Genomic DNA, 24,686 nt, shown 5'->3' with positions numbered 1-24,686 from the left:
GCGGGCGGCATCATGGTGCCTGAGATGTCATACGGGGACTACCACGAGGCCGGGCGCACGAGCGCCGAGCGGCGTCGACGGCGCGGCGCGCTGACGATGCTGCTCGTCTTCATGCTGCTCTTCGGCACTTTCGGCATTGCCCTGGCCTTCAACCAGGGGTGGGTCGCGGACCGTAACCCCCTGGCCAACCCGACCCCGGAGTGCGTCGAGTGGGTCCAGCCGCCGCCTCCGCGGGACATCACGGTCAACGTCTACAACGCGACGAGCCGCCGCGGCCTGGCCGTGGAGGCCTCGACCCTGCTGGCCGGGCAGAAGTTCCGTATCGGCCGCGTCGGCAACGACCCGCAGCGCGCCACGGTCGAGCAGACCGCCGAGATCCGCTACGGCACCCGCACCAAGCCGCAGGCCCAAGTGCTGGCCACCCGTTTCCCGGGCGCCAAGATGGTCGAGCAGAAAGATCGGGTCGACGGCATCCTCGACGTCGTCCTGGGCGACAAGTACGAGAAGGTCAAGGCCGTCAAGGACCCCGTCCGGCCGACGAACGCCTGCTGACCGCTCTGGTCGCGCCGTCAGCGACGGCACCCGCACAAGATAGTGTTCGTCTTTGCACGGTCTGGTGAGCAAAAACGAACACTATCTTTCGACCCTGGGTCCTTCAGACGGCCAACCCCGTGCCCACATCGCCTGATAGTCGACATAACGCATGGGCCTGCCGGTTACTCACCAGCGAAGAGAGCCGACGGCGGACGCTCCCGGGCACGCCAGCCGGCTCCGCCGCCGTGGACGCGGCCGCGCGCGCCGCCCTCACCGCGGTCGCGCAGCGGCTGCAGGGGACGCAGGGTTGCGGAGGCCTCGATTCGGGGCAGCGCCTCGAGGTCGGCGGGGCGGGAGCGCGCGCTGCGCAGTTCGGCGAGCTGGGCCAACAGGTGGCGTACCTGCGCCAGACGCGGCGGTCCTGGCGCATCGGCTGGGAAGGCAAAGCTGCCGGCCCCTTGCTCGTGCACGACGAAGTGGTCGTCGGCCAGGCGCAGCAGCACGATGCCCTCTGGCGCGAGCAGGTCCGCCAAGTCGGCCAGCACTCGCTCGCGGTCGCCGCCGCCCCCACCCAGAAGTTCCAGCTCGTGCACACCGACGGCCAGCACGTCGGTGCGTTCGAGCACTGCGTCGAGCACATCGTCGGGCACGTCCGCCACAAGCGGCCCGGGGTCGAGCACGAGCAACGCCCCGGCGAGCCCGGCGTCCGAGTCGCACCAGCGGGCGATCGCCGTGGCCGCGGTCGGCTCCAACAGATCCCGCGCGGACAGGTAGGCCACGTCGTCGTCCCGCAACCGCACCTTGGCCAGGTCGTCGGCGTCGAGCGTGGCCTCCACCCCCGGGGAGGCGATCTGGGCGGTCGTACCGTCAGGTTCGGCGAGGACGACCACGAAACCCTGGTCACCCTCGCGGGACGGCAGCAGCACGTGCACGTCCTCGTCCTGCAACCGGGCGGCGACGAGTTGAGCCATCGGGCCGGTGCCGACGACCCCCGCGAGCGCAGTCTCCAGCCCGGCACGGCGCGCGGCCACCAGCACGTGAAATCCGCCTCCCGCGCGCGACACGGACCGGCTCGCCCGGGTACCGCCGCCGGTGACGGGCAGGTCGGGCACGCTCATGACGATCTCGGCGATGACGCTGCCGACCACGACGAGCCGGCGCGGGGCGGGCACCGGATTGGGGCGAGGGAACACGAGAGGGACTCCTGGAGGTCGGTCGAGGTCGGTCGAGGTCGGTCGAGGTCGAGCGGCAGTCGAGTCGGGCGGCGAACTAGGTGCGCATTGGGGCCAAGCGTTCAGTCCGTGTCTCTGCCGGCGGCAGCGCCGGCGCGACGGGCCAGGAGCCTGTCCGCGAGCTCGCCCACTGCACTGGCCGAGGCGTCGTCGGCGGCCCAGGCACTCGGGCTCTCGGGGGATCGCTCGATGGCTCCCTCGATGGCTCCCTCGAAGGCTCCCTCGATGGCTCCCTCGATGGCTCCCTCGATGGCTCCCTCGGCCCCAGTGGCGGCATCCGCCGGGGTAGCCGTCGCGACGAGGCCGCCAGCGATCGCGGCGATGATGGTGCACCGTCCGCCGAGCGTGAGGGCGGCACGCTGGGCGGCCTGCTCGTCCTGGCTGATGCCGGCGATGGCGAAGGCCGCGGGCACGCACTCCTGGGGGGCTGCGGAGTTGCCGACGAGCAGGGCAAGAACGTCCACCGGGTCACCCTCGGCGCGCTCCGCGAGTGCGCACGCCCACCCCAGCCTCGCCGACAGCGCCGGCCCGGGGCGGTAGGCGCCACTGCCGGCGGCCTCGTCCGCGGCCCACACCGCCAACGCGACTCGCTGTGCATGGTCGGTTCCGGAAAGGCCCGCACTCACTCCGGCGGCAACGACCGTGGCGACGTCGACGAACTCGAGCACGTCCGCTGCGAAGGATCGAGGGCTGCGGCCGGCGGCGGTCGTCAAAGCCATCTTGACGCCGCACACCAGCTCGGAAAGGGGGTCCGCCGGCAGGGCGATGCCGAGCAGCACGCCCGCCAGGCAGGCCTCGTCGACGGTCGAGCTCGCCCGATCCCCCGGCCACGCGCCCCGAGGCAAGTGGCTCGTCGGGGCGGAGTCTGACGCAGCCTGATCCGAGGGGCGCGCTGCGCCGGGATCGTCGTGCTGTGAGTCCGGCGGGGCAAGACCCAAGGCCACAGCGATCCGGCGCAGCGCGGCGATACCCGCCGGGCCCGACCCAGCGGAGCCGGGCGGAGCGCCCTCGGGTCCGGCAAGGTCCGTGAAGTCGGAGTCGGGCACCGTGAAGTCGGGGTCGGGTGCTTGATCGAGGCGCGCTCGCCCCACGGCCAGACCGGCACCCACGGCCGCGAGGGTCCGGCGGGCCCGTCGCGCCACCTCCACCTCGTCGGGCACCCGGTTCATAGCGGCCATATCAGCCGAGGCAGCGGTGCGGAGTCAAGGACGGCACACCGTGCGACCGTCGGGTAAATGTCACTGTCGCGCAACGACGTTGCGCGCTTGCCACGCGAAAGGGCGGCGAGTACGGCAACCCCGGCCCCCAGAACCGCACCCCACATCACTATGGGCAGACTGTTGCGCCATAAGGTAAGGCTTACCTATTGTTGCTTGGCGTCATCCGGCGCCGACACTCCTGCCCGAAGGCCACACACCATGTTCGCCAACTACCTCATCGGCCTGCGCGAGGGGCTCGAGGCCAGCCTCGTCGTCGTCATTCTCGTGGCCTACCTGGTTCGCTCCGACCGTCGCCACCTGCTGCCGCATATCTGGGCCGGCGTCGCCGCGGCGGTCGCAATCTCGCTGGGCTTCGGGGCGCTGCTGACGTTCGGCCCGCGCGGGCTGACCTTCGAGGCCCAGGAGGCGATCGGCGGCACCCTGTCGATCGTGGCGGTCGGCTTCGTCACCTGGATGATCTTCTGGATGGCTCGCTCGGCGCGCGGGCTCTCCGGCGAACTGCGCGGCAAGATCGACGTGGCCGCCACCCAGGCCAAGCGCGGCAGCCTCGTGCTGGTCGCCATGCTCGCCGTCGGCCGCGAGGGCCTGGAGACCGCCCTTTTCCTCTGGGCCGCCACCCAGGCAGCCGCCCGCGACAACGCCTCGACGACAGCCCCGCTGCTCGGCGCCCTGCTCGGCCTGCTGACCGCCGTCGCGCTCGGGGCGCTGGTCTACCGCGGCACCCTGCGGCTCAACCTCGGCACGTTCTTCGCGTGGACCGGCGGCTTCCTCATCCTCGTCGCCGCCGGCGTGCTTTCCTACGGCATCCACGACCTGCAGGAGGCGGGCATCCTGCCGGGCCTGCACAACCTCGCCTTCGACGTCAGTCACCTCATCGACCCCTCCGGCTGGGTCGCCGCCCTGCTCAAGGGCACCCTCAACTTCTCTCCCGCCACCACCTGGCTGGAGGCGATCGCCTGGACCGCCTATGTCGTCCCGGTGATGTTCTTGTTCGTCCGGCAGCTGCGCCGCCCGGCCGGCCACGCTGCCGCGTCAGCCACCACATCCGCACCGACCACCCGTCAAGGAGCCTGAACCCCTCATGGTCACCCACCTGTCCGCAAACGCCGCCGCCCTGAAGGCCCAGTCACCGCTGAAGGCGCTGGCCGCGGCCGGCTGCGTGCTCGCGCTCGCGGCCTGCACCCAGAACTCCCCCTCGACCGGGGCGGGCGCCACCGACGGGAGCAGCGCGGGGCCGCTCACGGTCACCTCCACCGACACCGAGTGCCAGGTGTCGGCCACCGAGGCGGGCTCGGGCAACCTCGCGTTCTCGGTGACCAACGCGGGCTCGAAGATCACCGAGTTCTACCTGCTCGCCGACGACGGCCTGCGGATCGTCGGCGAGGTGGAGAACATCGGCCCGGGCCTGACCCGCGACCTCGTCGTGCGCGCCGCCCCGGGCTCCTACTTCACGGCCTGCAAGCCAGGCATGGTGGGTGACGGCATCCGCAACGCGTTCACGGTCACGGACTCGGGCGCGAACCTCGACGCGGGCTCCGACCCCGAACTGGTGGAACAGGCCAACAAGCAGTACGCCTCCTATGTCAAGGACCAGACCGAGCAACTCAAGACCAAGACGGAGGAGTTCGCAGCCCTCTACAAGGCCGGCAAGGACGACCAGGCCCGGGCGCTCTACGCTCCGGCGCGCGTGCACTGGGAGCGCATCGAGACCGTCGCGGAGTCCTTCGGCGACCTCGACCCCCGCATGGACCTGCGCGAGGCCGACCTCGAGCCCGGTCAGGAGTGGACCGGCTGGCACGTCATCGAGAAGGACCTGTGGCCGCCGAAGCCTGCGGACAACGGCGGCAAGGAGTACACGCCGCTGACCGACGCGCAGCGCACCAAGATCGCCGACCAGCTGGTCGCGGACACCAACGAGCTGTACACCCGCACCCGCGACATGAGCTTTACCGTCGACCAGATCGGCAACGGCGCCAAGGGCCTGCTCGACGAGGTGGCCACGGGCAAGGTCACCGGCGAGGAGGAGATCTGGTCGCACACCGACCTGTGGGATTTCCAGGCGAACGTCGACGGGGCCAAGGTCGCCTGGGAGGGCCTGCGCCCGATCCTGCAGAAGCGGGACGCGGCGCTCGACGCGCAGATACAGTTGCGCTTCAAGGAGCTGCAGGCACTGCTCGATCAGCACCGCGAGGGCGAGGGCTTCGTGACCTACGACAAGCTCACCAAGGAGCAGGTCAAGGCGCTCTCGGACGCCGTCAACGCCCTCTCCGAGCCGCTGAGCAAGGTCACCGCGGCCGTCGTCTGAGGATGTCGACATGAGCGCAGCATCCGAACCGCCTCCGCGCAGTGTGAGCCGGAGGGGGTTGCTCGGGTTCGCTGGGGCCGGTGCGGCGCTGACCGCGGCCGGCTTCGTGGGCGGTCGCGCGACCGCCGAGGCATCCGAGGCGTCGCAGGCGCCCTCAGCAGAGGGAGCCGCTGGCGCGTATCCCTTCTACGGCGAGCATCAGCCGGGCATCGTCACCCCCGCTCAGGACCGTCTGCACTTCGCGGCCTTCGACCTCACGACGACCGCGCGGGAGGACCTCGTCGCGCTGCTGACGGTGTGGACGGCCGCGGCGGCGCGGATGACCGCCGGGCAGTTGGTGGGCGACGAGGCGACCGCCTACGACTCGCCACCGGACGACACCGGGGAGGCGATCGGCCTGCCGCCGTCGCGGCTGACGATCACGTTCGGCTTCGGCCCCTCGCTGTTCCGCGACGCCCAGGGCAGGGACCGCTTCGGTCTGGCGGCCCGGCAGCCGAAGGCGTTGGCGCGACTGCCGCACTTTCCGGCGGACAATCTCGACCCGGCGCGCAGCGACGGCGACCTGTGCGTGCAGGCGTGCGCCGACGACCCGCAGGTGGCGGTGCACGCGGTGCGCAACCTGTCGCGGCTGGCGTTCGGCACCGCGGCGCTGCGCTGGAGCCAGCTCGGCTTCGGGCGCACGAGCTCGACCTCGACCGCCCAGGCCACGCCGCGCAACCTCTTCGGCTTCAAGGACGGCACGGCCAACCTCAAGGCCGAAGACTCCGCGGCCCTGACCGAACACCTGTGGGTCGGGGCGCAGGACGACCCGGCCGCCGGCTGGCTGGCCGGCGGCTCGTACCTCGTGGCCCGGCGCATCGCGATGACGATCGAGACGTGGGACCGCACCTCGCTGCGCGAACAGGAGACCTTGGTCGGCCGCGACCGCCGCGAGGGGGCGCCGCTGTCGGGCGGCACGGAGTTCAGCGAACCGGACTTCGCCCTCACCGGCCGGGAGGGCAAGCCGTTGATGGCGCTCAACTCGCACGTGCGCCTGGCCCACCCGAGCCAGAACGATGGCGTGCAGATGCTGCGCCGCGGCTACAACTACACCGACGGCAACGACGCGCTGGGCCGCCTCGACGCGGGGCTCTTCTTCATTGCCTACGTACGGGATCCGCGCACCCACTACATCCCGATGCAGACGCGCATGTCGCGGCAGGACGGGCTCATGGAGTACCTGCAGCACCGCGCCTCCGCGCTCTTCGCCGTGCCGCCGGGGGCGAGCGAAGGCGGGCATATCGGACAGGCGCTCTTCGCGTGACCTGGCACCGAACGCCGCCGCAGCGAACATCGCGGTTGGGTAACGATCGATTGCGCCGCAGCTACACACCGGCCCTCGCGTTGAAAGATGGACGCTCCGGCGTAACTTGTCAGTACGAATTGCACAGAAACTTCTGCACCTTCGCTACAGGCGTGCCGGTGACAAAAGCGACAACGCTCTCAGGTCTGAGACGAGTCGAATAGGCGTACCCAGAGTCAGGAGAAGCCCTTGAGACATCGATCCCTTGTGAGGGCGGCGGCCGCTGCGATCGCAGCTGCCCTCGCCCTCTCAGCATGTGCAAGCCAGTCCGGAGACCCCGGGGCAGGCGACGGCACTGGGTCGCCCGCCGCCAGCGGTGGGGCCATCCGGGTGGCGGAGACGAACGCGTTCACCTCGTTCAACACCTCCCACGCGAACACGAACCTCGACATCAACTCCAAGATCGTCGGTCTGACCCGGTCGGGCTTCACCTACATCGACCCCGAGCTCAACCTCGTGCACGACGACTCGTTCGGCACGATGGAGAAGATCTCCGACTCCCCACTGACGGTGAAGTACACGATCAAGGACGGCGTCAACTGGTCCGACGGCAACCCCGTCGACAAGGGCGACATGCTCCTGCAGTGGGCCATCCTCTCCGGCCACTTCGACGCCCCGGGTGAAGACGCCAAGCCCAAGTTCTTCCAGTACGCGGGCTCCACCGACGGGCTGAACCTGACCGCCAAGCCGACGTTCGAGAACGACCGGACGATGACGCTGGTGTACTCCGAGCCGTACGTCGACTGGGAGATCGCCTTCGACATGAACCTCGGCACGGCAGCGCAGCCGGCTCACGTCGTCGCCAAGCGCGCCGGCCTCGCCGACGAAGCGGCCCTGGTGAGCCTGCTCGAGAGCGCCACCCCGGCCCAGGCCAACGAGCAGTTGGCGGCCGTCGCCAAGGTGTGGGGCGAGGACTTCACGACCAAGACGCTGCCCTCGGACCCGGAGATGTACCTGTCCAATGGCCCGATGATCGTCAGCCAGATGGAGCAGGACCAGTCGGTCACGCTCAAGCGCAACGAGGCCTACACCGGCAACCGCGCGGCCAAGGTCGACGAGATCACCGTCCGCTTCATCGGTGACGCAGCCGCCCAGATCGCGGCGCTGCGCAACGGTGAGGTCGATGTCATCGCGCCGCAGGCCACGACCGACACCGTCGAGCAGGTCAAGGGCCTGCAGGGCGTCAACGTGCTCGAGGGCTCGCAGCTGGCCTACGACCACGTCGACCTCAGCTTCGACAGCGACGTCTTCAAGGACGCCAACGTCCGCAAGGCGTTCATGATGACGATCCCGCGTCAGCAGATCGTCGACCGCCTCATCAAGCCGATGTACCCGCAGGCCGAGGTCGTCAACTCCCAGCTCTACCTGCCGAGCGAGGGTGAGGCCTACACCAAGGCCGTCGAGGCCAACGGCTCCGCGCCGTACCACGACGTGAACATCGAGGAGGCCAAGAAGCTCCTGGCCGGCAAGACGCCGACCGTGCGCATCCTCTACAACAACGGCAACCCGATCCGCGTCGACGCCTACTCGATGATCGCGCAGTCCGCCTCGCAGGCCGGCTTCCGCGTGCAGGACATGGGCTCGGCCGACTGGAGCCAGAAGCTCGGCGACGGCACGTACGACGCCTCGCTCTTCGGCTGGGTCAACCCGGGCGTCGGCAACGCCGGCATCCCGCAGCTGTACTCCAGCACCGGCGGCGGCAACTACGGCAAGTACCGCAGCGCCGAGGTCGACGCACTCGCGAAGAGCCTGCTGACCGAGATCGACCCGGCCAAGGTCGACGACATCAAGCGCCAGATCGACAAGCACCTGTGGGACGACGGGTTCGGCGCCACGCTGTTCCAGTCGCCCGGCATCGTCGGCGTCAGCGACCAGGTCGGTGGCCTCGACGTGTACATGCCCAACCAGACCGGTGTCTGGTGGAACTTCTGGGAGTGGACGGTCAAGAGCTGATCACCTCGGTGATCATCCGCTGTCCCTAACCTCTTGACCACTGGCGTGCCGGTGGCCCGAAACCCGGGCCACCGGCACGCCCCGGAAGTGCGAAGGCGCATCGATGCTCAGGTATGTCGCGCGACGACTGCTGCAGGCCGTTCTGGTCCTGTTCGCCTCGTCCTTCCTCGTGTATGTCCTCGCCGCCTATGCCGGCGACCCCCTCGAAGACCTGCGGACCAGCCGTGACCCCAACCGGGACGTCCTCATGGCGCAGCGGACCGCAATGCTCAACCTCGACACCCCACCGGTCCTGCGCTACTTCCTGTGGCTGCGCGGCGCGAGCGGCTGCCTCGTGCCCGGCATGCGCTGCGACCTCGGCGTCAACCTCGCGGGCTACCAGGTCACCGACCTGCTGGCCCGCGCGATGGCCCAGACCATCCTGCTCGTCACCGTCGCCACGATCCTGTCGATCATCGTGGGCATCTCCCTGGGCATCGTCTCGGCGCTGCGCCAGTACAGCCCGCTCGACTACGGCGTTACCTTCTTGGCGTTCCTCTTCTTCAGCCTGCCGGTCTTCTGGGTCGCGGTGCTGCTCAAGGAGTTCGGCGCCATCCGGTTCAACGACTTCCTGCGAACACCGACCTTCTCACCAGCGGTGATAGTGACCGTCGGGTTGCTCGTCGGCGTGCTGGCCTATGTCACCGCCTACGGGGCGCTGAAAACCCGGCTGATGATCGCCGTCGGTCTGGGCGGCCTCGTCGCCGTCATCATGGCCGTCGTCAGCGCGACCGGCTGGATCGCCCGCCCGTTCCTGGGGATTCCCGGGATCGTCGTGCTGGGCCTGCTCGCCGCCCTCGTCTTCACGTTCCTGGGCGCCGGCTTCCGCAACCGCCGCGCACTCTACGCGGGCTTCGCCTCCGTGGCCGTCGCGGCGATCATCTACTTCCCCATCCAGCCGCTGCTCGAGCAGGCCACCTGGCTGATGATGCTCGGGCTGGGTCTGCTGACCCTGGCCGTCGGCGCCGGCATCGGCTACGCGTTCGGCGGGTACGACCGCGGGCAGGGCGCCCGCGTCGCGATGATGACCTCGCTGATCTGCGCCGGTCTCATCGTCGCCGACCGGCTCATGCAGTCCTGGCCGGCGTACGTCTCCCACGGCCGCATCCGCGGCCGCCCGATCTCGACGGTCGGCTCGTCGACGCCCGGCTTCAACGAGGGCTTCTGGATGACGAACATCGACACGTTCACCCACCTCATCCTGCCGACCATCGCGCTCATGCTCATCGCGCTCGCCGGCTACAGCCGCTACTCGCGGGCCTCGATGCTCGAGATCATGAACCAGGACTACATCCGCACCGCTCGCGCCAAGGGCGTCTCGGAGCGGTCCGTGGTCATGAAGCACGCCTTCCGTAACGCCCTCATCCCGCTGGCGACCCTCATCGCCTTCGACATCGGTGGACTCATCGGCGGCGCGGTCGTCACCGAGAACGTCTTCGCGATCACCGGTATGGGGCAGCTGTTCATCTCCTCGCTGCGGCTGGTCGACCTCAACCCGATCATGGGCTTCTTCCTCGTCACCGGCCTGCTGGCCATGGTGTTCAACCTCGTCGCGGACCTGCTCTACGCGGTCCTCGACCCGCGCGTGAGGGTCTCGGCATGAGTGAGCAGACAAACGACACCAAGGCCGCCGACCAGGAGGCGGGCGCGCAGGCCGCCGAGACCCGGGGCCTGAGTCAGGGTCAGATCGTCCGCAAGCGGTTCATGCACAACACTGCCGCCGTGGTCTCGGTGTTCGTCTTCCTCGGCGTCGTGCTGCTGGCGTTCACCTCCATCGGGTTCGGGCCGGTGCCCGGCTGGTGGCAGTGGGACTTCCGCGAGCAGCCGCCCGTGCAGTCCGGCGGTGCCCCGACGATGGGGCTGTTCCCGCCGACCATCGGCGACCACCCCTTCGGTCAGGACAACCTGGGTCGCGACCTGTTCGCGATGACGATGCGCGGCACGCAGATGTCGCTCATCGTCATGTTCTTCGTCGGCATCATCACCGGCGTCATCGGCGTCGTCGTCGGTGCGACCGCCGGCTACTTCCGCGGCTGGGTCGAGGGCGTGCTCATGCGCCTGACCGACGTCATCATCATCATCCCGCTGCTCGTGCTCGCCGCAGTGCTCGGCCGGATGGCGATGACGTTCGTCGACCCCGGCGTCGGCCAGGTCATCGTGCTCGGCATCCTCATCGGGCTGTTCGCCTGGACCGCCCTGGCCCGTCTCGTACGCGCCGAGATCCTCTCGCTGCGCGAGCGCGAGTTCGTCGACGCGGCGCGGCTGGCCGGTGCCAGCGACAGACGCATCGTGTTCAAGCACATCCTGCCCAACTCCGTCGGCGTCATCACCGTGAACCTCACGCTGCTGCTCGCCGCGGCCGTGCTCACCGAGACCGCCCTGTCGTACCTGGGCTTCGGCGTGCAGGCCCCCGACTGGTCCCTCGGCAAGCTCATCAGCGACAACCAACAGGCGTTCGTCACCCGGCCCTGGCTGTTCTGGTGGCCCGGCATCTTCATCATCCTCATCTGTCTGTCGATCAACTTCGTCGGCGACGGCCTGCGCGACGCCTTCGACCCGCGGCAGAAGAAGTTCAAGGCGAAGAAGGCCACCGAGAGCGAGGAGCACATGCTCGACGAGACCGACCGGGTCGGCGGGCAGGGGAAGCCCGCATGACCCGGCAGGGACACGCGTCAGGTGCTCGGGTGAGCGCCGCCGAAGTGGCCGATCAGGCGATGATCCAGGCGCACACGGCGGCCAGCGCCAGCGCCCAGGTCGCCAGCGCCGCGCCGGTGTGGAAGCTGGCGGACGGGCCTTGCTCCTGCGACACCGGTGGGGTCACCCGCCCCTCGACGATGTCTTGCCAGTGCCCGCGCACGAGCCGGGCGGCGGCACCGGAGTCGGTGCTGACCAGGTCGCTGGGCCGCTGTCCCCAGTCGCCGATGGCGGGCCCTGCGCCGCGCCGGCGGGCCGCGGTTTTGCGCTCCGGATCGGGCCGGGCCCGCAGCGCCGTCACCCCGGAGGGGCCGGGTGCGGCGACGGCTTCGATCTTGCGCGTGTCGGTGACGAGCGTCAGCATCAGCCGGGTCTGCACGTCGACGAGGTCGGTCCAGGCCACCCGATACGTGCGCCACGGATTGACGACCACCAACTCCGACTCCGTGACGCTCAGCGTGGGCCGCCAGAAGACGACCCAGCCGAGCAGCGCGGCCAGCGCCGCCGTCAGCAGGATCGCCGGCGTGTGGCGGCTCGGCGCGAGCACGGTGCTGACCGCGATCGCCGCGGCCGGGACCACCACGAGCCCGGTGAACAACCACGCCGTGCGAGGCCGGGTTGTCCACCGGCCCGAGGGAAACCAACGACTCGCCACGAGGCCCAGTCTCCCATCCGGGGGCCGGGTGCCCGTGGGCCCCGCAGACACCACCATGACTGCGCCGATGACCGCGCGAACCAGCGCGTCGATGCGAAGGAGCCAGCCGTGCTGAAGGACCTCATGTCGCGGCTGCGCGGCGGACAATCCGACGAAGGCGACTCCCCCGGAGCCGCGGGTGGCCACGACCACGGGTCTCGCCGACGCAAGCCGCCGAAGCGGGGCGAGCGGGTGCTGGAGGTCGAGGGGCTGCGGGTCGACTTCGGCGTCGACAAGCAGTGGGTGCCGGCGGCCATGGACATGAAGTACCACGTCGATGCCGGCGAGGTGTTGGCCATCGTCGGTGAGTCCGGCTCCGGAAAGAGCGCCAGCTCGATGGCGCTGCTCGGGCTGCTGCCGAGCAACTCCCGGGTGCAGGGCAGCGTCAAGTTGCGCGGCCGCGAGCTGGTGGGGATGCGGCCCTCGGGGCTGCGCGCGATCCGCGGTGAGGAAGTCGCGGTGATCTTCCAGGAGCCGATGACGGCGCTGAACCCCGTGTACACGATCGGCCAGCAGATCGTCGAGACGCTGCGGCTGCACAAGGAGATCTCCCCGGCCGAGGCCGCCAAGGAGGCCTTGCGGATGCTGGAGCTTGTCGAGTTGCCCGACCCCGCCAAGGCGTTCTCCTCGTTCCCGCACCAGCTCTCCGGCGGGCAGCGTCAGCGCGCGATGATCGCCCAATCGCTCTCGTGCGACCCCGGGCTGCTCATCGCGGACGAGCCGACGACGGCGCTCGACGTCACCGTGCAGGCCGAGATCCTCGAGCTGATGCGCAACCTCAAGGACAAGCTCGACAGCGCGGTCATCCTCATCACCCACGACATGGGAGTCGTCGCCGACCTGGCCGACCGCATCGCGGTCATGCGTCGGGGCCGCATCGTCGAGCAGGGCGTGGCGCGCCAGATCTTCGCCGACCCGCAGCACGAATACACCAAGTCCCTGCTCGCGGCAGTCCCCCACCTGGGCGCCCGCGAGGACGGCAATATCGTGGTCGACCAGGAGCTCTCGCCCAAGACCCACTCCATGGGCATCCTGCCGACCACGGCCGAGCCCGCCGAGGCTGCCAAGCGTTCGGCAGGACGATCCCGGACCCACGATCTGAGCGACTCCCCGGTCGTCGTGCAGTTGCAGGACGTGGCGATCGAGTACCCGGCGCAGGGCCGCCAACCCGCCTTCCGCGCCGTGGAGGGCGCCAACCTGGAGATCCGCCAGGGCGAGATCCTCGGGCTCGTGGGCGAGTCCGGCTCCGGCAAGACGACGATCGGGCGCGCCGCGACCGGACTGCTGCCGGTGGCCGAGGGCTCGCTGACGGTCAACGGGGTCGAGTTGAAGGGCGCCTCACGTCGCACCCTCGCGCAGGTCCGCAAGGAGGTGGGGATGGTCTTCCAGGACCCCTCGTCCTCGCTCAACCCGCGACTGCCGCTGGGCGAGTCCATCGGCGAGCCGCTGTTCCTGGCCGGTGAGGCCAAGGGTGAGGAGCTGCAGCGGCGCATCGAGGCGCTGCTGGACCTCGTGCACCTGCCGCGCAGCTACCGCAACCGGTACCCGCACGAGCTCTCCGGTGGGCAGAAGCAGCGCGTCGGCATCGCCCGCGCGCTGGCGCTGCGACCCAAGCTGCTGGTGGCCGACGAGCCGACGTCGGCGCTGGACGTCTCCGTGCAGGCGGTCGTGCTCGAGCTGTTCGAGGAGCTGCAGGACGATATGGGCTTCGCCTGCCTGTTCGTCACCCACGACCTGGCCGTCGTCGACCGGCTCGCCGACCGCATCTGCGTGATGCGCAGCGGCCGCATCGTCGAGCACGGCCAGCGCGACGAGATCCTGCGCCGCCCCCAGCAGGCCTACACCAAGCGGCTGCTGGCCGCGGTGCCTGTTCCCGACCCCGACGAGCAGGCCGCCCGCCGCGAGCTGCGGCGCGCCATGCTCGCCAAGACGGAGTAGGGGTCGCTGGGCAGCGCTACCCTGTGGAGTTGTGTCGATACCGCCGCCAGAAAGTTCTGCGCCCGAACATCGCAACGCTCCTCCGTCGATGTTTCGCTTACAGTCCGTTCTCTCTGGGAGCCAGCGCAAATCGCTGCGACACCCCAAAGAGATTCCGCTGCTCATTCTGGCTGTCATTGTTACGGTGCTCACTGCAGCCATCGTGCTGGGCGTACTGGCAGCGGCCGAAGCTGGGTTGGTATCGATCGACGACACCACGATGCAGTTGGTTGCCTTGGCCATCGCGGCGCCGATCCTCATTCTTGTCATGCGCGGTTACTTCTACGCCCAGCAGCGCACCAGCGGCGTCCGCATCACTCCCACACAGTTTCCCGATGCCTACCGCATGATCGCCGAGGCTGCCCTGGACGCGGGGCTGCGCCGCATGCCGGACGCGTATGTGACGGCTGGTTCGGGCGTCCTCAACGCCTTCGCCTCCGGTCACGGCCACCGGCGCTTTGTCGTGCTGCACTCGGATCTGTTCGAACTGGGCGGAGAACGTCGGGACCCGGCGGCGTTGCGATTCGTCATCGGCCACGAAGTGGGGCACCTCGCCGCCGGACACGTCGCCTACTGGCGCCTGCTGTTCACCTTCACCTTTTCGAATCTCCCCGTCTTGTCGTCCCTTCTCACGCGAGCGCAAGAGTACACGGCGGACAATTATGGCTACCGATTTTCGCCGGACGGTGCGCCAGGGGGGATCTCTGCCCTCGCGGCCGGCAAGTATCTCAACAAAGAGGTGCACCCGGACGAGTACGCGGACCGCGCGGTCACCGAGAAGGGCATCTTCATCTGGGCTGCGAATCTCTTGTCATCGCACCCAGTACTCACGTGGCGCTCCCATGCGCTGCGAGATCGAAGCCGCCCGGGCCGACTGCTGTTCCGGCCCCGAGCAGGTGTCGCGCGACCCGCATCCCTACCCCCGGGATCAAGCCGGACGGCCGACTGGTCCGACCCAGCGCAGGCCGTGGCACTCATGCGCTCGATACCCGCGGGCCAGAACGCCTTCGGCGGCGTTCAGGTGGAGCAGCGGCCGACGGCGAGCTACGCCGGCCAGTTCGACAGCGCGGGACGCCTGGTCACGAGCCCCGAACACACCGAAAAGTCATGACCGCTCGACCGGGCCTCGTCGAACCGTTGCCGCACCACCACCTTGTGCGCTAGCGTTCGCATCACACGAGCGCTCCGCTCGTCAGGATTGTGACTCCGAGGGCATCGCCCGCACGAGGCAAGACCTGGGACACCTCACGGTGCCCCGGGTCTTTTTTTATGCCCGTGCACCGGCCGGACGCAGGCGCAGACCTTTGCAGCAGTACGAATCGAGGAGGATTCGAGCATGGCGGTGAACTTCACCACCTTGGCCGACGACATCGTGGACGGCGTCGGTGGACTGGGCAACATTCGCAACGCCCGACACTGCGCGACCCGGCTGCGGCTGGAACTGCGCGACGAGAGCAAGGCCGCGACCGAGCGGCTCAAGGCGATGGATGGCGTGGTCACCGTCGTGCAGGCCGGCGGGCAGTACCAGGTGGTCATCGGCAACGACGTGCCGCACGTGTACGCCCGCATCGCCGACCTGCTGGAAGGCTCCGGGGCCTCGGGGGCCGAGGAGGAGAGCAGCGCCGCCCAGGGCAACCTGCTCGACCGCTTCATCGAACTCGTCAGCTCGATCTTCCACCCGATTCTGTGGCCGCTGGCCGGCGCCGGGTTGTTCAAGGCGTTCCTCGCGCTGTTCGTCACGGTCGGCTGGGTCAGCAACGAGACCACCGGCTACGTCGTGCTCAACGCCGCCTCCGACTCCCTCATCTACTTCCTGCCGATCCTGCTGGCGATTCCCGCGGCCAAGCGGTTCAAGGCCAACCAGTACACGGCGGTCGCCATCGCCGGCGCCCTCGTTTACCCCAGCGTCATCGAGCTCAACGCGGCCGACGGACCGCTGACCTTCTACGGCATCCCGCTGGTCATGATGAGCTACGTCAGCTCGGTCATTCCGATCATCGTCGGCGTCTGGCTACAGGGCTACCTCGAGCGCTTCCTGCTGCGCACGCTGCCCGGCGCGGTGCGCAACTTCATGACCCCGCTGATCGCGATGCTGGTCATGGTGCCCTTCGTGCTGCTGACTGTCGGCCCACTGACGACCGTGGCCGCCAACGGCGTTGCCGGAGGCGTCGACTGGCTGTTCGAGGTCGCCCCCTGGGCCGCCGGAGCGGTCATGGGCGGCCTGTGGCAGGTCTTCGTGATGTTCGGCCTGCACTGGGGGCTGGTGCCGATCATGCTGCTGCAGCTCAGCCAGGGTCAGTCGATCATGGCCGGCCCGGTGCTCGGCGCGGTCCTGGCCCAGGCTGCCGCCGCCACGGCCGTGATGATCCGCACGAAGAACCCCGAGACCAAGGCCCTCGGTGGCCCGTCGGTGCTCTCCGGCTTCCTGGCCGGCATCACCGAGCCCGCGATCTACGGCATCAACCTGCCCCGCAAGCTGCCGTTCTACTTCGGCATCGTCGGCGGTGCCGTCGGCGGCGTGCTCGCCGGCCTCGCCGGAGCCCGCACCAACGCCTTCGTCTTCCCCTCGATCATCGGCATCCCCGCCTACCTCGACACCCCGAACCTCCCGCTGTTCTTCCTCGGCGCCCTGCTCTCGGTCGTCATCGCGTTCACCCTGACCTTCTTCTTCGGCGTCAAGGACCCGGTGACCGGGCCGCCCGCGCCCATGGAGGTCCCGACCGTCGACGCCCCACCTGCACCGGGGAAGGACACGGCCAACGACGCTGCGACCGGCACGGAGGTGCTCGTGGCGGCGCCGATGAGCGGCCGAATCATCGCGTTGACCGACGTGCCCGATCCGGTCTTCTCCGGCGGCGCGATGGGCGCGGGGGTGGGGATCGTCCCCACCTCGGGCACCGTCTACGCACCGATCGCGGGCAAGCTGGTGGTCGCCATGAACACCGGCCACGCCTACGGCATCCGCAGCGACGAGGGCGTCGAGGTACTCGTCCACGTCGGGCTCGACACGGTCAACATGAAGGGCGAGGGGTTCACGCCGCAGGTCGCCAAGGGCGAGCGCGTGGCGGCCGGCCAGGTGCTCGCCGAGGTCGACCTGGGCGCCATCGAGCGAGCCGGCTACGACCCGACGACCGTCGTTCTCATCACCAACACCGCCAAGCACCGCGAGGTCAGCGCCGTCACCGGCGAGCACCTCGAGCACGGCCAGACCGCCATCATCGTCACGAAGTGAGGAGCACCATGACCACCACGCGGACCACCACGCCGGCCACCACGCGCACCTTCCCCGAGGGCTTTCTGTGGGGCGGCGCGACCGCCGCCAACCAGGTCGAGGGCGGCTACCTCGACGGCGGGAAACGAGCCTCCATCCAGGACGTTATGCCCCAGGGCATCGTCGGCCCGCCCGTGTCGGAACCGACCGACGGTCCGCTGAACCTCAAGCACGACGCGATCGACTTCTACCACCGGTACGTCGAGGACATCGCGCTCTTCGCCGAACTCGGCTTCTCGGTCTACCGCTTCTCCATCGCGTGGAGCCGCATCTTCCCCAAGGGCGACGAGGAGACCCCGAACGAAGAGGGCCTGGCCTTCTACGATCGGGTGCTCGACGAGTTGGAGAAGCACGGCATCACGCCGCTGGTGACGATCAGCCACTACGAGACGCCGCTGCACCTGGCCAAGACCTACGACGGGTGGGTCGACCGGGCAATGATCGGCTTCTACGAACGGTACGCCCGGGTGCTCTTCGAGCGCTACGGCTCGCGGGTCAAGTACTGGCTGACGTTCAACGAGATCAATGCCGTGCTGCACGCGCCGCTCATGGCCGGCGGCATCTGGACCCCGAAGGACGAGCTGTCGGCCAAGGATCTGTACCAGGCGATCCACCACGAGCTCGTCGCCTCGGCGTCGGTCACCAGGATCGCCCACGAGATGGATCCGGAGCTCAAGGTAGGCTGCATGGTCATCGCGATGCCGGCGTACCCGCTGACCCCGGACCCCGCCGATGTGCTCAAGGTGCAGACGTTCGAGCGCTCCAACTACGCCTTCGGCGACGTGCACTGCCGCGGGGAGTACCCCGGCTACTTTCTGCGCACGCTGCGGGAGGAGGGGGTGGATCTGGAGATCACCGACGCCGACCGCGAGACCTTGACGCACACCGTCGACTTTGTGTCGTTCAGCTACTACATGAGTGTCTGCCAGAGCGCTGACCCGGCCAAGCAGATCAAGGGCGAGGGCAACATCATGGGCGGCGTCCCGAACCCGACCCTGCCCGCATCCGAATGGGGCTGGCAGATTGACCCGATCGGCCTGCGCAAGGTGCTCGGCGACTACTGGGACCGGTGGAACAAGCCGCTGTTCATCGTCGAGAACGGGCTGGGCGCCAAGGACCAACTCGTCGACGACCCCGGCGCGCCGGGCGGCAAGACCGTGCACGACGACTACCGCATCGACTACCTGCGCGACCACCTGTTGCAGGTACGCGAGGCCATCGACGACGGGGTGAACCTTCTCGGCTACACGTGGTGGGGCCCCATCGACGTCGTCAGCGCCTCGACGGCCCAGCTGAGCAAGCGCTACGGCTTCATCTACGTCGACCGCGACGACTCCGGCTCCGGCACGCTGGCGCGTTACCGCAAGAAGTCGTTCGGGTACTACCAGGGAGTCATCGCCAGCAATGGCGCGACGCTCGACGACTGAGGGAGCGAGACTGGACCGACGAGCGACGAGGGGGTGCGGGGTGAAGATCCTGCGGGTCTTCAACAACAACGTCGTGCTCGCCCGCGACGAACTCGGCCGCGAGGTCGTGCTCACCGGCCGGGGCGTCGGCTTCCAGAAGCGCCCCGGCTCCCCCGTGTCCCAGGAGACGATCGCACGGCGGTTCGTGCCGGCCGACAATCCGGCGTCGGTCGCGCAGATCATCGCCGACATCCCGCCCGAGCGGCTGCGGCTCGTGGAGACCCTCTTCGCGCGCGCCGTCGCCGACCTCGGCTCCCGACTGCCGCCGCTGACCCTCGTCGCACTCGCCGACCACATTCACCAGGCGGTCGAGCGGGTGCGCCGCGGGGAAATCATGGATTACCCGTTGCGCGCCGAGGTCGCGCACCTGCACCCGCAGGAGCTCGCCGTCGCCGAACGAATGCTGGGTGAGCTCAACGAGCACCTCGACGTGCCGCTGCCCGCGGGAGAGGCGGTGGCGCTGACGATGCACCTGTTCCACGCCGTGACCGGCAGCCCGACGATGGCGGCGACCTACGAGCAGTCGGGACTCATCCGCCAGGTCTTCGCGCTGCTCGCGGACTCCTACGGGCCGGCGTTCGATCCCGCCTCGATCGATGCTGCTCGGTTCGCCGCGCACTTGCGCTACTTCTTCGCCCGAGCCCGCTCCGGTGCCCAGCTCGACGGGGACGAGGGGCCGGTCGGGGCGGCCGTGCGCGCGGGCAGTCCGGCGGCCTACACACTGGCGCAACGGATTCGGGCGCTCCTCGAACTGAGGCTGGGCCATCCCGTCTCCGAGGAGGAGGTCGTCTATCTATCGCTGCACGTCGCGCGGCTGGAGACGGGGATGCGGCGGGGGCGCACGACCTGACTGCGTTGCCTCGCCGGGATGGCACACTCTTCCGGGGCGTCAGGGTCGCGGTGGGTGGGGCGGCAGGGCTAGAGTCACCGGTGGGGAAAATTCTGTAACACCGTTTTGGGGGAACTTTCATGTACAGCATGTGCGCCAGTCGCGTCGACGACGGTTACCGATACACGGTGATCGACGGCGCCGGGCACGTCCTCGACAGCCGCACCTCGGCCCGCGTCTACCGCGGCGCGGTCGTGGCGCTCAGCGAGATGAGCGAGCACGCGAGCGTGTGGAGCTGGCACCCGACCCCGGACGCCGCCCGCAACGCCGCCGCCACCCTGCGCCGCAAGCGCCCCGAGATCCTCGTCTCCGCCGTCACTTCCTGACCGCTGACCGCTGGCCGGCCCGGGTTCCTGGGCCCCACTGCCCTGCCTGTCGCACGCCGAGTCCTTCGTAGGCTGAGAGAGACTCGCTCCTCGACGAAGGGACCACCGTGGCCCGCCGACCCCGCACCTCCGCCTCCGGCCCGCTGAAGCTCGATCTGGCCCTGCAGGGGGGCGGCTCGCACGGGGCGTTCACGTGGGGTGTGCTCGACCGCCTGCTGGACGAAGAGCGCATCGAGTTCGACGGCATCAGCGGCACGAGCGCGGGTGCCGTCAACGCCGTCGCCGTCGCTGCCGGGCTCACCGACGGTGGGCGCCGAGGCGCTCAACAGTCGCTGCGCCGCGTGTGGGAGGGCGTGGGTCGCCTCGGGTCGTGGGTCAGCGAGCCGGCGCAGGCCGCCGTCGCCGGCACCCCGTTGGAGCCTTGGGCGCGGGCGGCGCAGGAGTGGCAACGCGCCATCCTCGATGCCGCCGGACCGTTGGGCCAGTGGCAGAGCCAGGCGACCCGCATGTGGGCGGCCGCCTGGACGCAGGCGTTCTCGCCGTACGACTCCAACCCGTGGGGGCTGCATCCGCTGCGGCGCATCCTCGAGCAGAACATCGACTTCGACGCCGTGCGCCGCTGCTCCAAAGCCCGCCTGTTCATCGCGACGACCTCGGTGCGCAACGGGCGGCTGCGGCTGTTCAGCTGCCCAGACCTCAGCGTCGACGTGGTGCTGGCCTCCGCCTGCCTGCCCACCCTCTTTCAGGGGGTGCAGATCGATGGGGAGACGTACTGGGACGGCGGCTACGCCGGCAATCCGGCGCTGCTGCCGCTCGTCGCCCACACCGACGCCGACGACGTGCTCGTCGTGCAGATCAACCCGATCGAACGTGCGCAGGACCCGCGAACGGCACAGGACATCCTCGACCGGATGAACGAGATCACGTTCAACGCCACGCTGCTCAAGGACCTGCGTGCGCTGGCCCTCCTGCAGCGCCTGGGCGAACTCGACACCGACACCGCGGCCGCTTTGACCGGGTCGACGATGCGGCCGCTGGGCTCGCTGGCGACCTCCCCCGCCGACCTTCTGGATCGCGTGCAGAACCTGCGTCTGCACCGCATCGACGGCGGCGACGAACTGGCCGCGCTCGGTGCCGGCACCAAGACCGACTCCACGTTGCCGCTGCTGGAGCGCCTGCACGACCTCGGCTGGGCTCAGGCCGACGCGTGGCTCGCCGCCAACGGCGCCGACCTCGGCCGACGCTCGACTCTCGACCTCACGGGCTACCTCGACATGGATCTGTGACAGCGGGGCGGTGCATCGGAGGATGAGGCGCGCTCAGGCGTAGCGCTGCATCGCCCGTAGGGCCGCGTCGCCGTAGCCGCCGCCGAAGAGGATGGCGTGCACGAGCAGCGGGGTCAGCTGGTACCAGGGCACCCGCTCGCGCCAGCCGTCGGCCAGAGCAAAGGCCTGGTCGTAGGCGGTGTAGCACTCGGGGCCGAAGCCGCCGAAGAGCTGCATCATCGCCAGGTCGACCTCGCGCACTGCCCAATGGCACGCGGGATCGATGAGCCAGTTGGTGCCGTCTCGGTCGACGAATCGGTTGCCACCCCACAGGTCTCCGTGCACCAGGGCGGGCGTCGTCTCGGGGCCGCACAGCTGGGCGGCCCGCGGCGCCAGCCGATCCAGCAGCCCGCGGGCAGCCGGGTCGAGACTGCCCTCGGCGATGGCCCGCTCGACCAGTGGCGCGACCCGACGCTGCACGTAGAAGTCCGGCCAGTCGGTCGAGGGGGTGAGGTCGACGGGGACCGAACCGAGGTAGCCGGAGGCGTCGCCGGCCAGGCCGCCGAAGGTGTCGTTGGTGGTGCGGTGCAAGGCTGCCAGCCCGCTCCCCAACTCGGCCTCGGTGGCGCCGGTGCGCCGACCGCCCTCCTCGATCCACTCCAGCACCAACCCGTTGCGTGACTCGCGCAGCACCTGCGGCACCCGCAGCGTGCCGGGCACGTGTCGGCGCAGCGCCCGCAGGCCCGCCGCCTCGCGAGCGAAGAGGTCGTTCGTCGGCGACGGGTGGGTTTTGGCGAACAGCGGGCCGTCGGGGGTGTCGAGTCGGTAGGCGACCGCGATGTCGCCGCCGTGCACCCGGCTCGCCGAGCGCACATCCAGGCCCTGCGTGAGCTCGGCCAATTGTGGCGGAAGAGTCATAGCCCTTGTCTACCGCGTGTGTGCGCGGGGTACGGCTTGCGCTCGATACGATCGCGGCGAACGAAAGGGAGTGCCTGTGAACAACGACGTCAACACCTCCGCCACCGGGTCGACCGGCCCTGCCCCCGAGCCGATGGGCGCCGACATCCCCTCGACTGTGCCAACACACTGGTACAACCTCAATGCCGACTTTCCCGAGCCGGTGCCGCCGGCGCTCCACCCGGGCACGCGCGAGCCGCTGGGGCCGCAGGATCTGGCGCCGTTGTTTCCGATGGCGCTCATCCTGCAGGAGGTGAGCACGGAGCGGTACGTCGAGATCCCCGAGGCCGTCCGCGAGATCTATGCGCTGTGGCGACCCTCTCCGCTGGTGCGGGCGCTGCGCTTGGAGCGAGCACTTGGCACAAAGGCACGCATCTACTACAAGTACGAGGGCGTTTCGCCGGCCGGCTCACACAAGCCGAACACGGCTGTGGCGCAGGCCTACTACAACGCGGCCGAGGGCATCACCCGGTTGACCACCGAGACGGGCGCGGGCCAGTGGGGCGCGTCGCTGGCGCTGGCCTGCTCCCTCATGGGCATGACGTGCGAGGTGTGGCAGGTGCGCGCCTCCTACGACGCCAAGCCGTACCGGCGCTTCCAGATGGAGACGTACGGCAGCGTGTGCCACTCCTCCCCCTCCGAGCTGACCGACGCCGGACGGGCGATGCTGGCCGCCGACCCCGACACCACCGGCTCCCTGGGCATGGCGATCTCGGAGGCCGTCGAGGCCGCCGCGAAGGACGAGCAGGCCCACTACGCCCTGGGCAGCGTGCTCAACCACGTGATGCTGCACCAGAGCGTCATCGGTCAGGAGGTGCTCGTCCAGCTCGCCGAAGCCGGGGAGCGGCAGGCGGATGTCGCGTTCGGCTGCGCCGGCGGTGGGTCCAACCTGGCCGGGCTGACCTTCCCGCTCATCGGGCGGAACCTGCGCGAGGGCACCACCACCAGGGTGGTGGCCTGCGAGCCGGCGGCCTGCCCGTCGATCACACAGGGCGAGTACCGCTACGACCACGGCGATGTCGCGGGGCTGACCCCGCTGCTGAAGATGCACACGCTCGGCAAGAACTTCGTGCCGCCGCCCCTGCACGCCGGTGGCCTGCGCTACCACGGCATGGCGCCGATGGTCTCGCACGCGGTCGAGTTGGGCCTGATGAGCGGACAGGCCGTCGGCCAGGACGAGGCCTTCGCCGCCGGCGTGATCTTCGCCCGGGCCGAGGGCATCATCCCGGCCCCGGAGTCGACCCATGCGGTCGCCGGAGCGGTGGAGTACGCGCGGTCGGCCGAATCCGACGGCCAGGTGGTGCTCATCGGCCTTTCCGGCAACGGGGTGCTCGACCTGCCCGCGTACGCCGCCTACGTCTGAGAGGTTCGGCCCCTCTTCCGGCGTCCGACAGGCCCGCTTCCGGGAACAGGTGACTCGATTCTCGGGGACGAAACGTAGGCCGGAGGTCCGTATTCGCCCACGCTCTTGACTCCTAGGCTTGCGCTAAGCGAATACCAAGGGGAACTCCGTGCCTGTTTCATCGACACGTTCGCAGACGCTCGATCGGGGACTGTCCGTGCTGGAAATCGTCAGCTCTGCGCGGACACCGTTGACCGTCTCCGAGTTGGCCGAGCGCGCCGGCCTGCATCGATCCATCGTGTACCGGCTGGTGCGCACGCTGGAGGATCACCGGCTCATCGCCCGCGACACCACCGACCGGTTCGGCCCCGCGACCGGGCTGCTCTCGCTGGCCACCCACGTCTCCCACGACCTGACCACCCTCTCCGCGCCGGCGCTGCAGCGGTTGGCCGACGCCACGGGCCTCGCGGCGTTGCTCGTGATCCGCGAGGGCGGGCAGGCTGCAACGGTGCTGGTCGTCGAACCGAGCGAGCCGTTGGTGCCGCTGTCGCACTGCCTCGGCTCGCGCCACGACCTCGACGTCGGCGCACCGGGCCATGCCCTGCGCTCCTTCGACGCGCCCTCGCCGCACGACCACGCCCAAGTGCGGCGGGCGCGCACCCACGGCTGGGCCAGCTCACATGGAGAGGTCATCGATGGGGCCTCCTGCGTCGCCGCCCCCTTGGCCGGCTACCGGACGCCGGCCGCCATCGCCGTCTGCTTCCTCGGCCAGCGCGACCTGACCGAACTCTCTGCGCAGGTGGTGGCGACCGCCCACGACATCAGCCAGCAGCTGGCCAGCGCCTAGCGACCGCTGCCCTCCGCCGCTCCCCTCCGCCGACGGTCGCCGTCGCTGCCCACGGTCGCGGTCGCAACCGCCACCCACGGCAGGGAGCGCGCCCGTCGACGGCGCAAGGGCGGGAGCCCCGGCCGCGAGGGCAGCCTCACGGATGCGGCGCGCGTGCCGATGTGCTGGAGAGGGCCACTGCCGGCGGCGTCGGCGGGTGCCTCCGGCCGCGAGCGTCGACGGCCCAGGGACGGGAGAGCGATGGCGGAGCTGGTGGCGGTGCTGGTCGCCGCGCTCGTCGTGCTGCTCGTGGCCCGCCTCATCGGCCGCCGTCAGCCGACCCGTCGGGCGCCC

General features: G+C 69.7%; 20 protein-coding genes. 16 read left to right on the top strand and 4 right to left on the bottom strand.

Annotation, left to right across the window (positions count from 1 at the left end; translation table 11 throughout):
* Positions 1-24: 24 nt before the first annotated feature.
* Positions 25-552 carry a LytR C-terminal domain-containing protein gene (locus tag KILIM_RS18160; RefSeq protein WP_040563804.1) on the top strand — a complete coding sequence of 176 codons (528 nt, stop codon included), beginning with the start codon at positions 25-27 and terminating at the stop codon, positions 550-552.
* 164 nt (positions 553-716) lie between these two features.
* Here KILIM_RS18160 and KILIM_RS22745 read toward each other — a convergent pair whose 3' ends face one another.
* Positions 717-1,727, bottom strand: a complete 1,011-nt coding sequence (locus tag KILIM_RS22745) for a PfkB family carbohydrate kinase (RefSeq protein ID WP_006594195.1) — start codon at positions 1,725-1,727, stop codon at positions 717-719.
* A gap of 101 nt (positions 1,728-1,828) precedes the next feature.
* A complete protein-coding gene (locus KILIM_RS22740; RefSeq protein ID WP_006594194.1) occupies positions 1,829-2,935 on the bottom strand; it encodes a hypothetical protein in 1,107 nt (368 codons plus the stop codon).
* Positions 2,936-3,184: 249 nt separating this feature from the next.
* Between KILIM_RS22740 and efeU the strand changes: the two genes are divergently transcribed.
* The 6 genes from efeU (at position 3,185) to KILIM_RS18120 (ending at position 11,280) form a co-directional block, all read left to right on the top strand.
* Positions 3,185-4,060 carry an iron uptake transporter permease EfeU gene (gene efeU, locus KILIM_RS18145; protein WP_006594193.1) on the top strand — a complete coding sequence of 292 codons (876 nt, stop codon included), beginning with the start codon at positions 3,185-3,187 and terminating at the stop codon, positions 4,058-4,060.
* Positions 4,061-4,067: 7 nt separating this feature from the next.
* Positions 4,068-5,291, top strand: a complete 1,224-nt coding sequence (gene efeO, locus KILIM_RS18140; protein ID WP_006594192.1) for an iron uptake system protein EfeO — start codon at positions 4,068-4,070, stop codon at positions 5,289-5,291.
* 10 nt (positions 5,292-5,301) lie between these two features.
* On the top strand, positions 5,302-6,594 hold the full coding sequence (gene efeB, locus KILIM_RS18135) for an iron uptake transporter deferrochelatase/peroxidase subunit (RefSeq protein ID WP_006594191.1): 1,293 nt from the start codon (positions 5,302-5,304) through the stop codon (positions 6,592-6,594).
* 369 nt (positions 6,595-6,963) lie between these two features.
* Positions 6,964-8,586 (top strand): ABC transporter family substrate-binding protein, encoded by a 1,623-nt coding sequence (locus KILIM_RS18130; protein ID WP_255247687.1) that lies wholly within the window; start codon positions 6,964-6,966, stop codon positions 8,584-8,586.
* A gap of 103 nt (positions 8,587-8,689) precedes the next feature.
* Positions 8,690-10,228, top strand: a complete 1,539-nt coding sequence (locus tag KILIM_RS18125) for an ABC transporter permease (protein WP_006594189.1) — start codon at positions 8,690-8,692, stop codon at positions 10,226-10,228.
* Positions 10,225-11,280, top strand: coding sequence for an ABC transporter permease (locus tag KILIM_RS18120; protein ID WP_006594188.1), 1,056 nt, complete (start codon positions 10,225-10,227; stop codon positions 11,278-11,280). Before KILIM_RS18125 ends, KILIM_RS18120 begins: the two co-directional genes overlap by 4 nt.
* A 52-nt stretch (positions 11,281-11,332) precedes the next feature.
* Here KILIM_RS18120 and KILIM_RS22735 read toward each other — a convergent pair whose 3' ends face one another.
* Positions 11,333-11,974, bottom strand: a complete 642-nt coding sequence (locus tag KILIM_RS22735; RefSeq protein ID WP_157551814.1) for a hypothetical protein — start codon at positions 11,972-11,974, stop codon at positions 11,333-11,335.
* A gap of 108 nt (positions 11,975-12,082) precedes the next feature.
* Between KILIM_RS22735 and KILIM_RS18110 the strand changes: the two genes are divergently transcribed.
* The 7 genes from KILIM_RS18110 to KILIM_RS18080 all read left to right on the top strand — a co-directional run bounded on the left by KILIM_RS18110 (position 12,083) and on the right by KILIM_RS18080 (position 21,228).
* Positions 12,083-13,951: a dipeptide ABC transporter ATP-binding protein gene (locus tag KILIM_RS18110; protein WP_006594186.1), complete on the top strand. Its 1,869-nt coding sequence runs from the start codon at positions 12,083-12,085 to the stop codon at positions 13,949-13,951.
* An 88-nt stretch (positions 13,952-14,039) separates the two neighbouring features.
* The gene (locus tag KILIM_RS18105; RefSeq protein WP_006594185.1) at positions 14,040-15,101 is read left to right on the top strand and encodes a M48 family metallopeptidase; all 1,062 of its coding nucleotides are present in this window, start codon (positions 14,040-14,042) and stop codon (positions 15,099-15,101) included.
* Between the two features lie 225 nt (positions 15,102-15,326).
* A complete protein-coding gene (locus tag KILIM_RS18100; protein ID WP_006594184.1) occupies positions 15,327-17,222 on the top strand; it encodes a beta-glucoside-specific PTS transporter subunit IIABC in 1,896 nt (631 codons plus the stop codon).
* A gap of 8 nt (positions 17,223-17,230) precedes the next feature.
* Complete coding sequence (locus KILIM_RS18095) at positions 17,231-18,688, top strand: glycoside hydrolase family 1 protein (protein ID WP_006594183.1); 1,458 nt, start codon at positions 17,231-17,233, stop codon at positions 18,686-18,688.
* A gap of 40 nt (positions 18,689-18,728) precedes the next feature.
* Positions 18,729-19,577 carry a PRD domain-containing protein gene (locus KILIM_RS18090; protein ID WP_006594182.1) on the top strand — a complete coding sequence of 283 codons (849 nt, stop codon included), beginning with the start codon at positions 18,729-18,731 and terminating at the stop codon, positions 19,575-19,577.
* A gap of 119 nt (positions 19,578-19,696) precedes the next feature.
* Positions 19,697-19,942: a hypothetical protein gene (locus KILIM_RS18085; protein WP_006594181.1), complete on the top strand. Its 246-nt coding sequence runs from the start codon at positions 19,697-19,699 to the stop codon at positions 19,940-19,942.
* Positions 19,943-20,049: 107 nt separating this feature from the next.
* Positions 20,050-21,228, top strand: a complete 1,179-nt coding sequence (locus KILIM_RS18080; RefSeq protein ID WP_006594180.1) for a patatin-like phospholipase family protein — start codon at positions 20,050-20,052, stop codon at positions 21,226-21,228.
* Positions 21,229-21,261: 33 nt separating this feature from the next.
* Here the strand turns inward: KILIM_RS18080 and KILIM_RS18075 are convergent, their stop codons facing one another.
* Positions 21,262-22,125 carry a fructosamine kinase family protein gene (locus KILIM_RS18075; protein ID WP_006594179.1) on the bottom strand — a complete coding sequence of 288 codons (864 nt, stop codon included), beginning with the start codon at positions 22,123-22,125 and terminating at the stop codon, positions 21,262-21,264.
* A 76-nt stretch (positions 22,126-22,201) separates the two neighbouring features.
* On the opposite strand from KILIM_RS18075, the gene KILIM_RS18070 reads away from it, so the two are divergent.
* Both KILIM_RS18070 and KILIM_RS18065 read left to right on the top strand, forming a co-directional pair.
* Positions 22,202-23,527, top strand: coding sequence for a TrpB-like pyridoxal phosphate-dependent enzyme (locus KILIM_RS18070; RefSeq protein WP_006594178.1), 1,326 nt, complete (start codon positions 22,202-22,204; stop codon positions 23,525-23,527).
* Positions 23,528-23,675: 148 nt separating this feature from the next.
* A complete protein-coding gene (locus KILIM_RS18065) occupies positions 23,676-24,353 on the top strand; it encodes an IclR family transcriptional regulator (protein ID WP_006594177.1) in 678 nt (225 codons plus the stop codon).
* Positions 24,354-24,686: the final 333 nt, after the last annotated feature.

This window comes from Kineosphaera limosa NBRC 100340, from assembly GCF_000298215.1.
Taxonomy (GTDB): Bacteria; Actinomycetota; Actinomycetes; order Actinomycetales; family Dermatophilaceae; genus Kineosphaera; species Kineosphaera limosa.
This window is presented reverse-complemented; position numbering and strand designations above follow the sequence as displayed.

Bases quoted from the DNA above. Each gene is read 5' to 3' on its own strand.
- KILIM_RS18100 (WP_006594184.1), top strand. From the start codon at position 15,327: ATGGCGGTGAACTTCACCACCTTGGCCGACGACATCGTGGACGGCGTC.
- efeB (WP_006594191.1), top strand. From the start codon at position 5,302: ATGAGCGCAGCATCCGAACCGCCTCCGCGCAGTGTGAGCCGGAGGGGG.
- efeU (WP_006594193.1), top strand. From the start codon at position 3,185: ATGTTCGCCAACTACCTCATCGGCCTGCGCGAGGGGCTCGAGGCCAGC.
- KILIM_RS18095 (WP_006594183.1), top strand. From the start codon at position 17,231: ATGACCACCACGCGGACCACCACGCCGGCCACCACGCGCACCTTCCCC.
- KILIM_RS18075 (WP_006594179.1), bottom strand. From the start codon at position 22,125: ATGACTCTTCCGCCACAATTGGCCGAGCTCACGCAGGGCCTGGATGTG.
- efeO (WP_006594192.1), top strand. From the start codon at position 4,068: ATGGTCACCCACCTGTCCGCAAACGCCGCCGCCCTGAAGGCCCAGTCA.
- KILIM_RS18120 (WP_006594188.1), top strand. From the start codon at position 10,225: ATGAGTGAGCAGACAAACGACACCAAGGCCGCCGACCAGGAGGCGGGC.
- KILIM_RS18085 (WP_006594181.1), top strand. From the start codon at position 19,697: ATGTACAGCATGTGCGCCAGTCGCGTCGACGACGGTTACCGATACACG.
- KILIM_RS18160 (WP_040563804.1), top strand. From the start codon at position 25: ATGTCATACGGGGACTACCACGAGGCCGGGCGCACGAGCGCCGAGCGG.
- KILIM_RS18125 (WP_006594189.1), top strand. From the start codon at position 8,690: ATGCTCAGGTATGTCGCGCGACGACTGCTGCAGGCCGTTCTGGTCCTG.
- KILIM_RS18105 (WP_006594185.1), top strand. From the start codon at position 14,040: ATGTTTCGCTTACAGTCCGTTCTCTCTGGGAGCCAGCGCAAATCGCTG.
- KILIM_RS22740 (WP_006594194.1), bottom strand. From the start codon at position 2,935: ATGAACCGGGTGCCCGACGAGGTGGAGGTGGCGCGACGGGCCCGCCGG.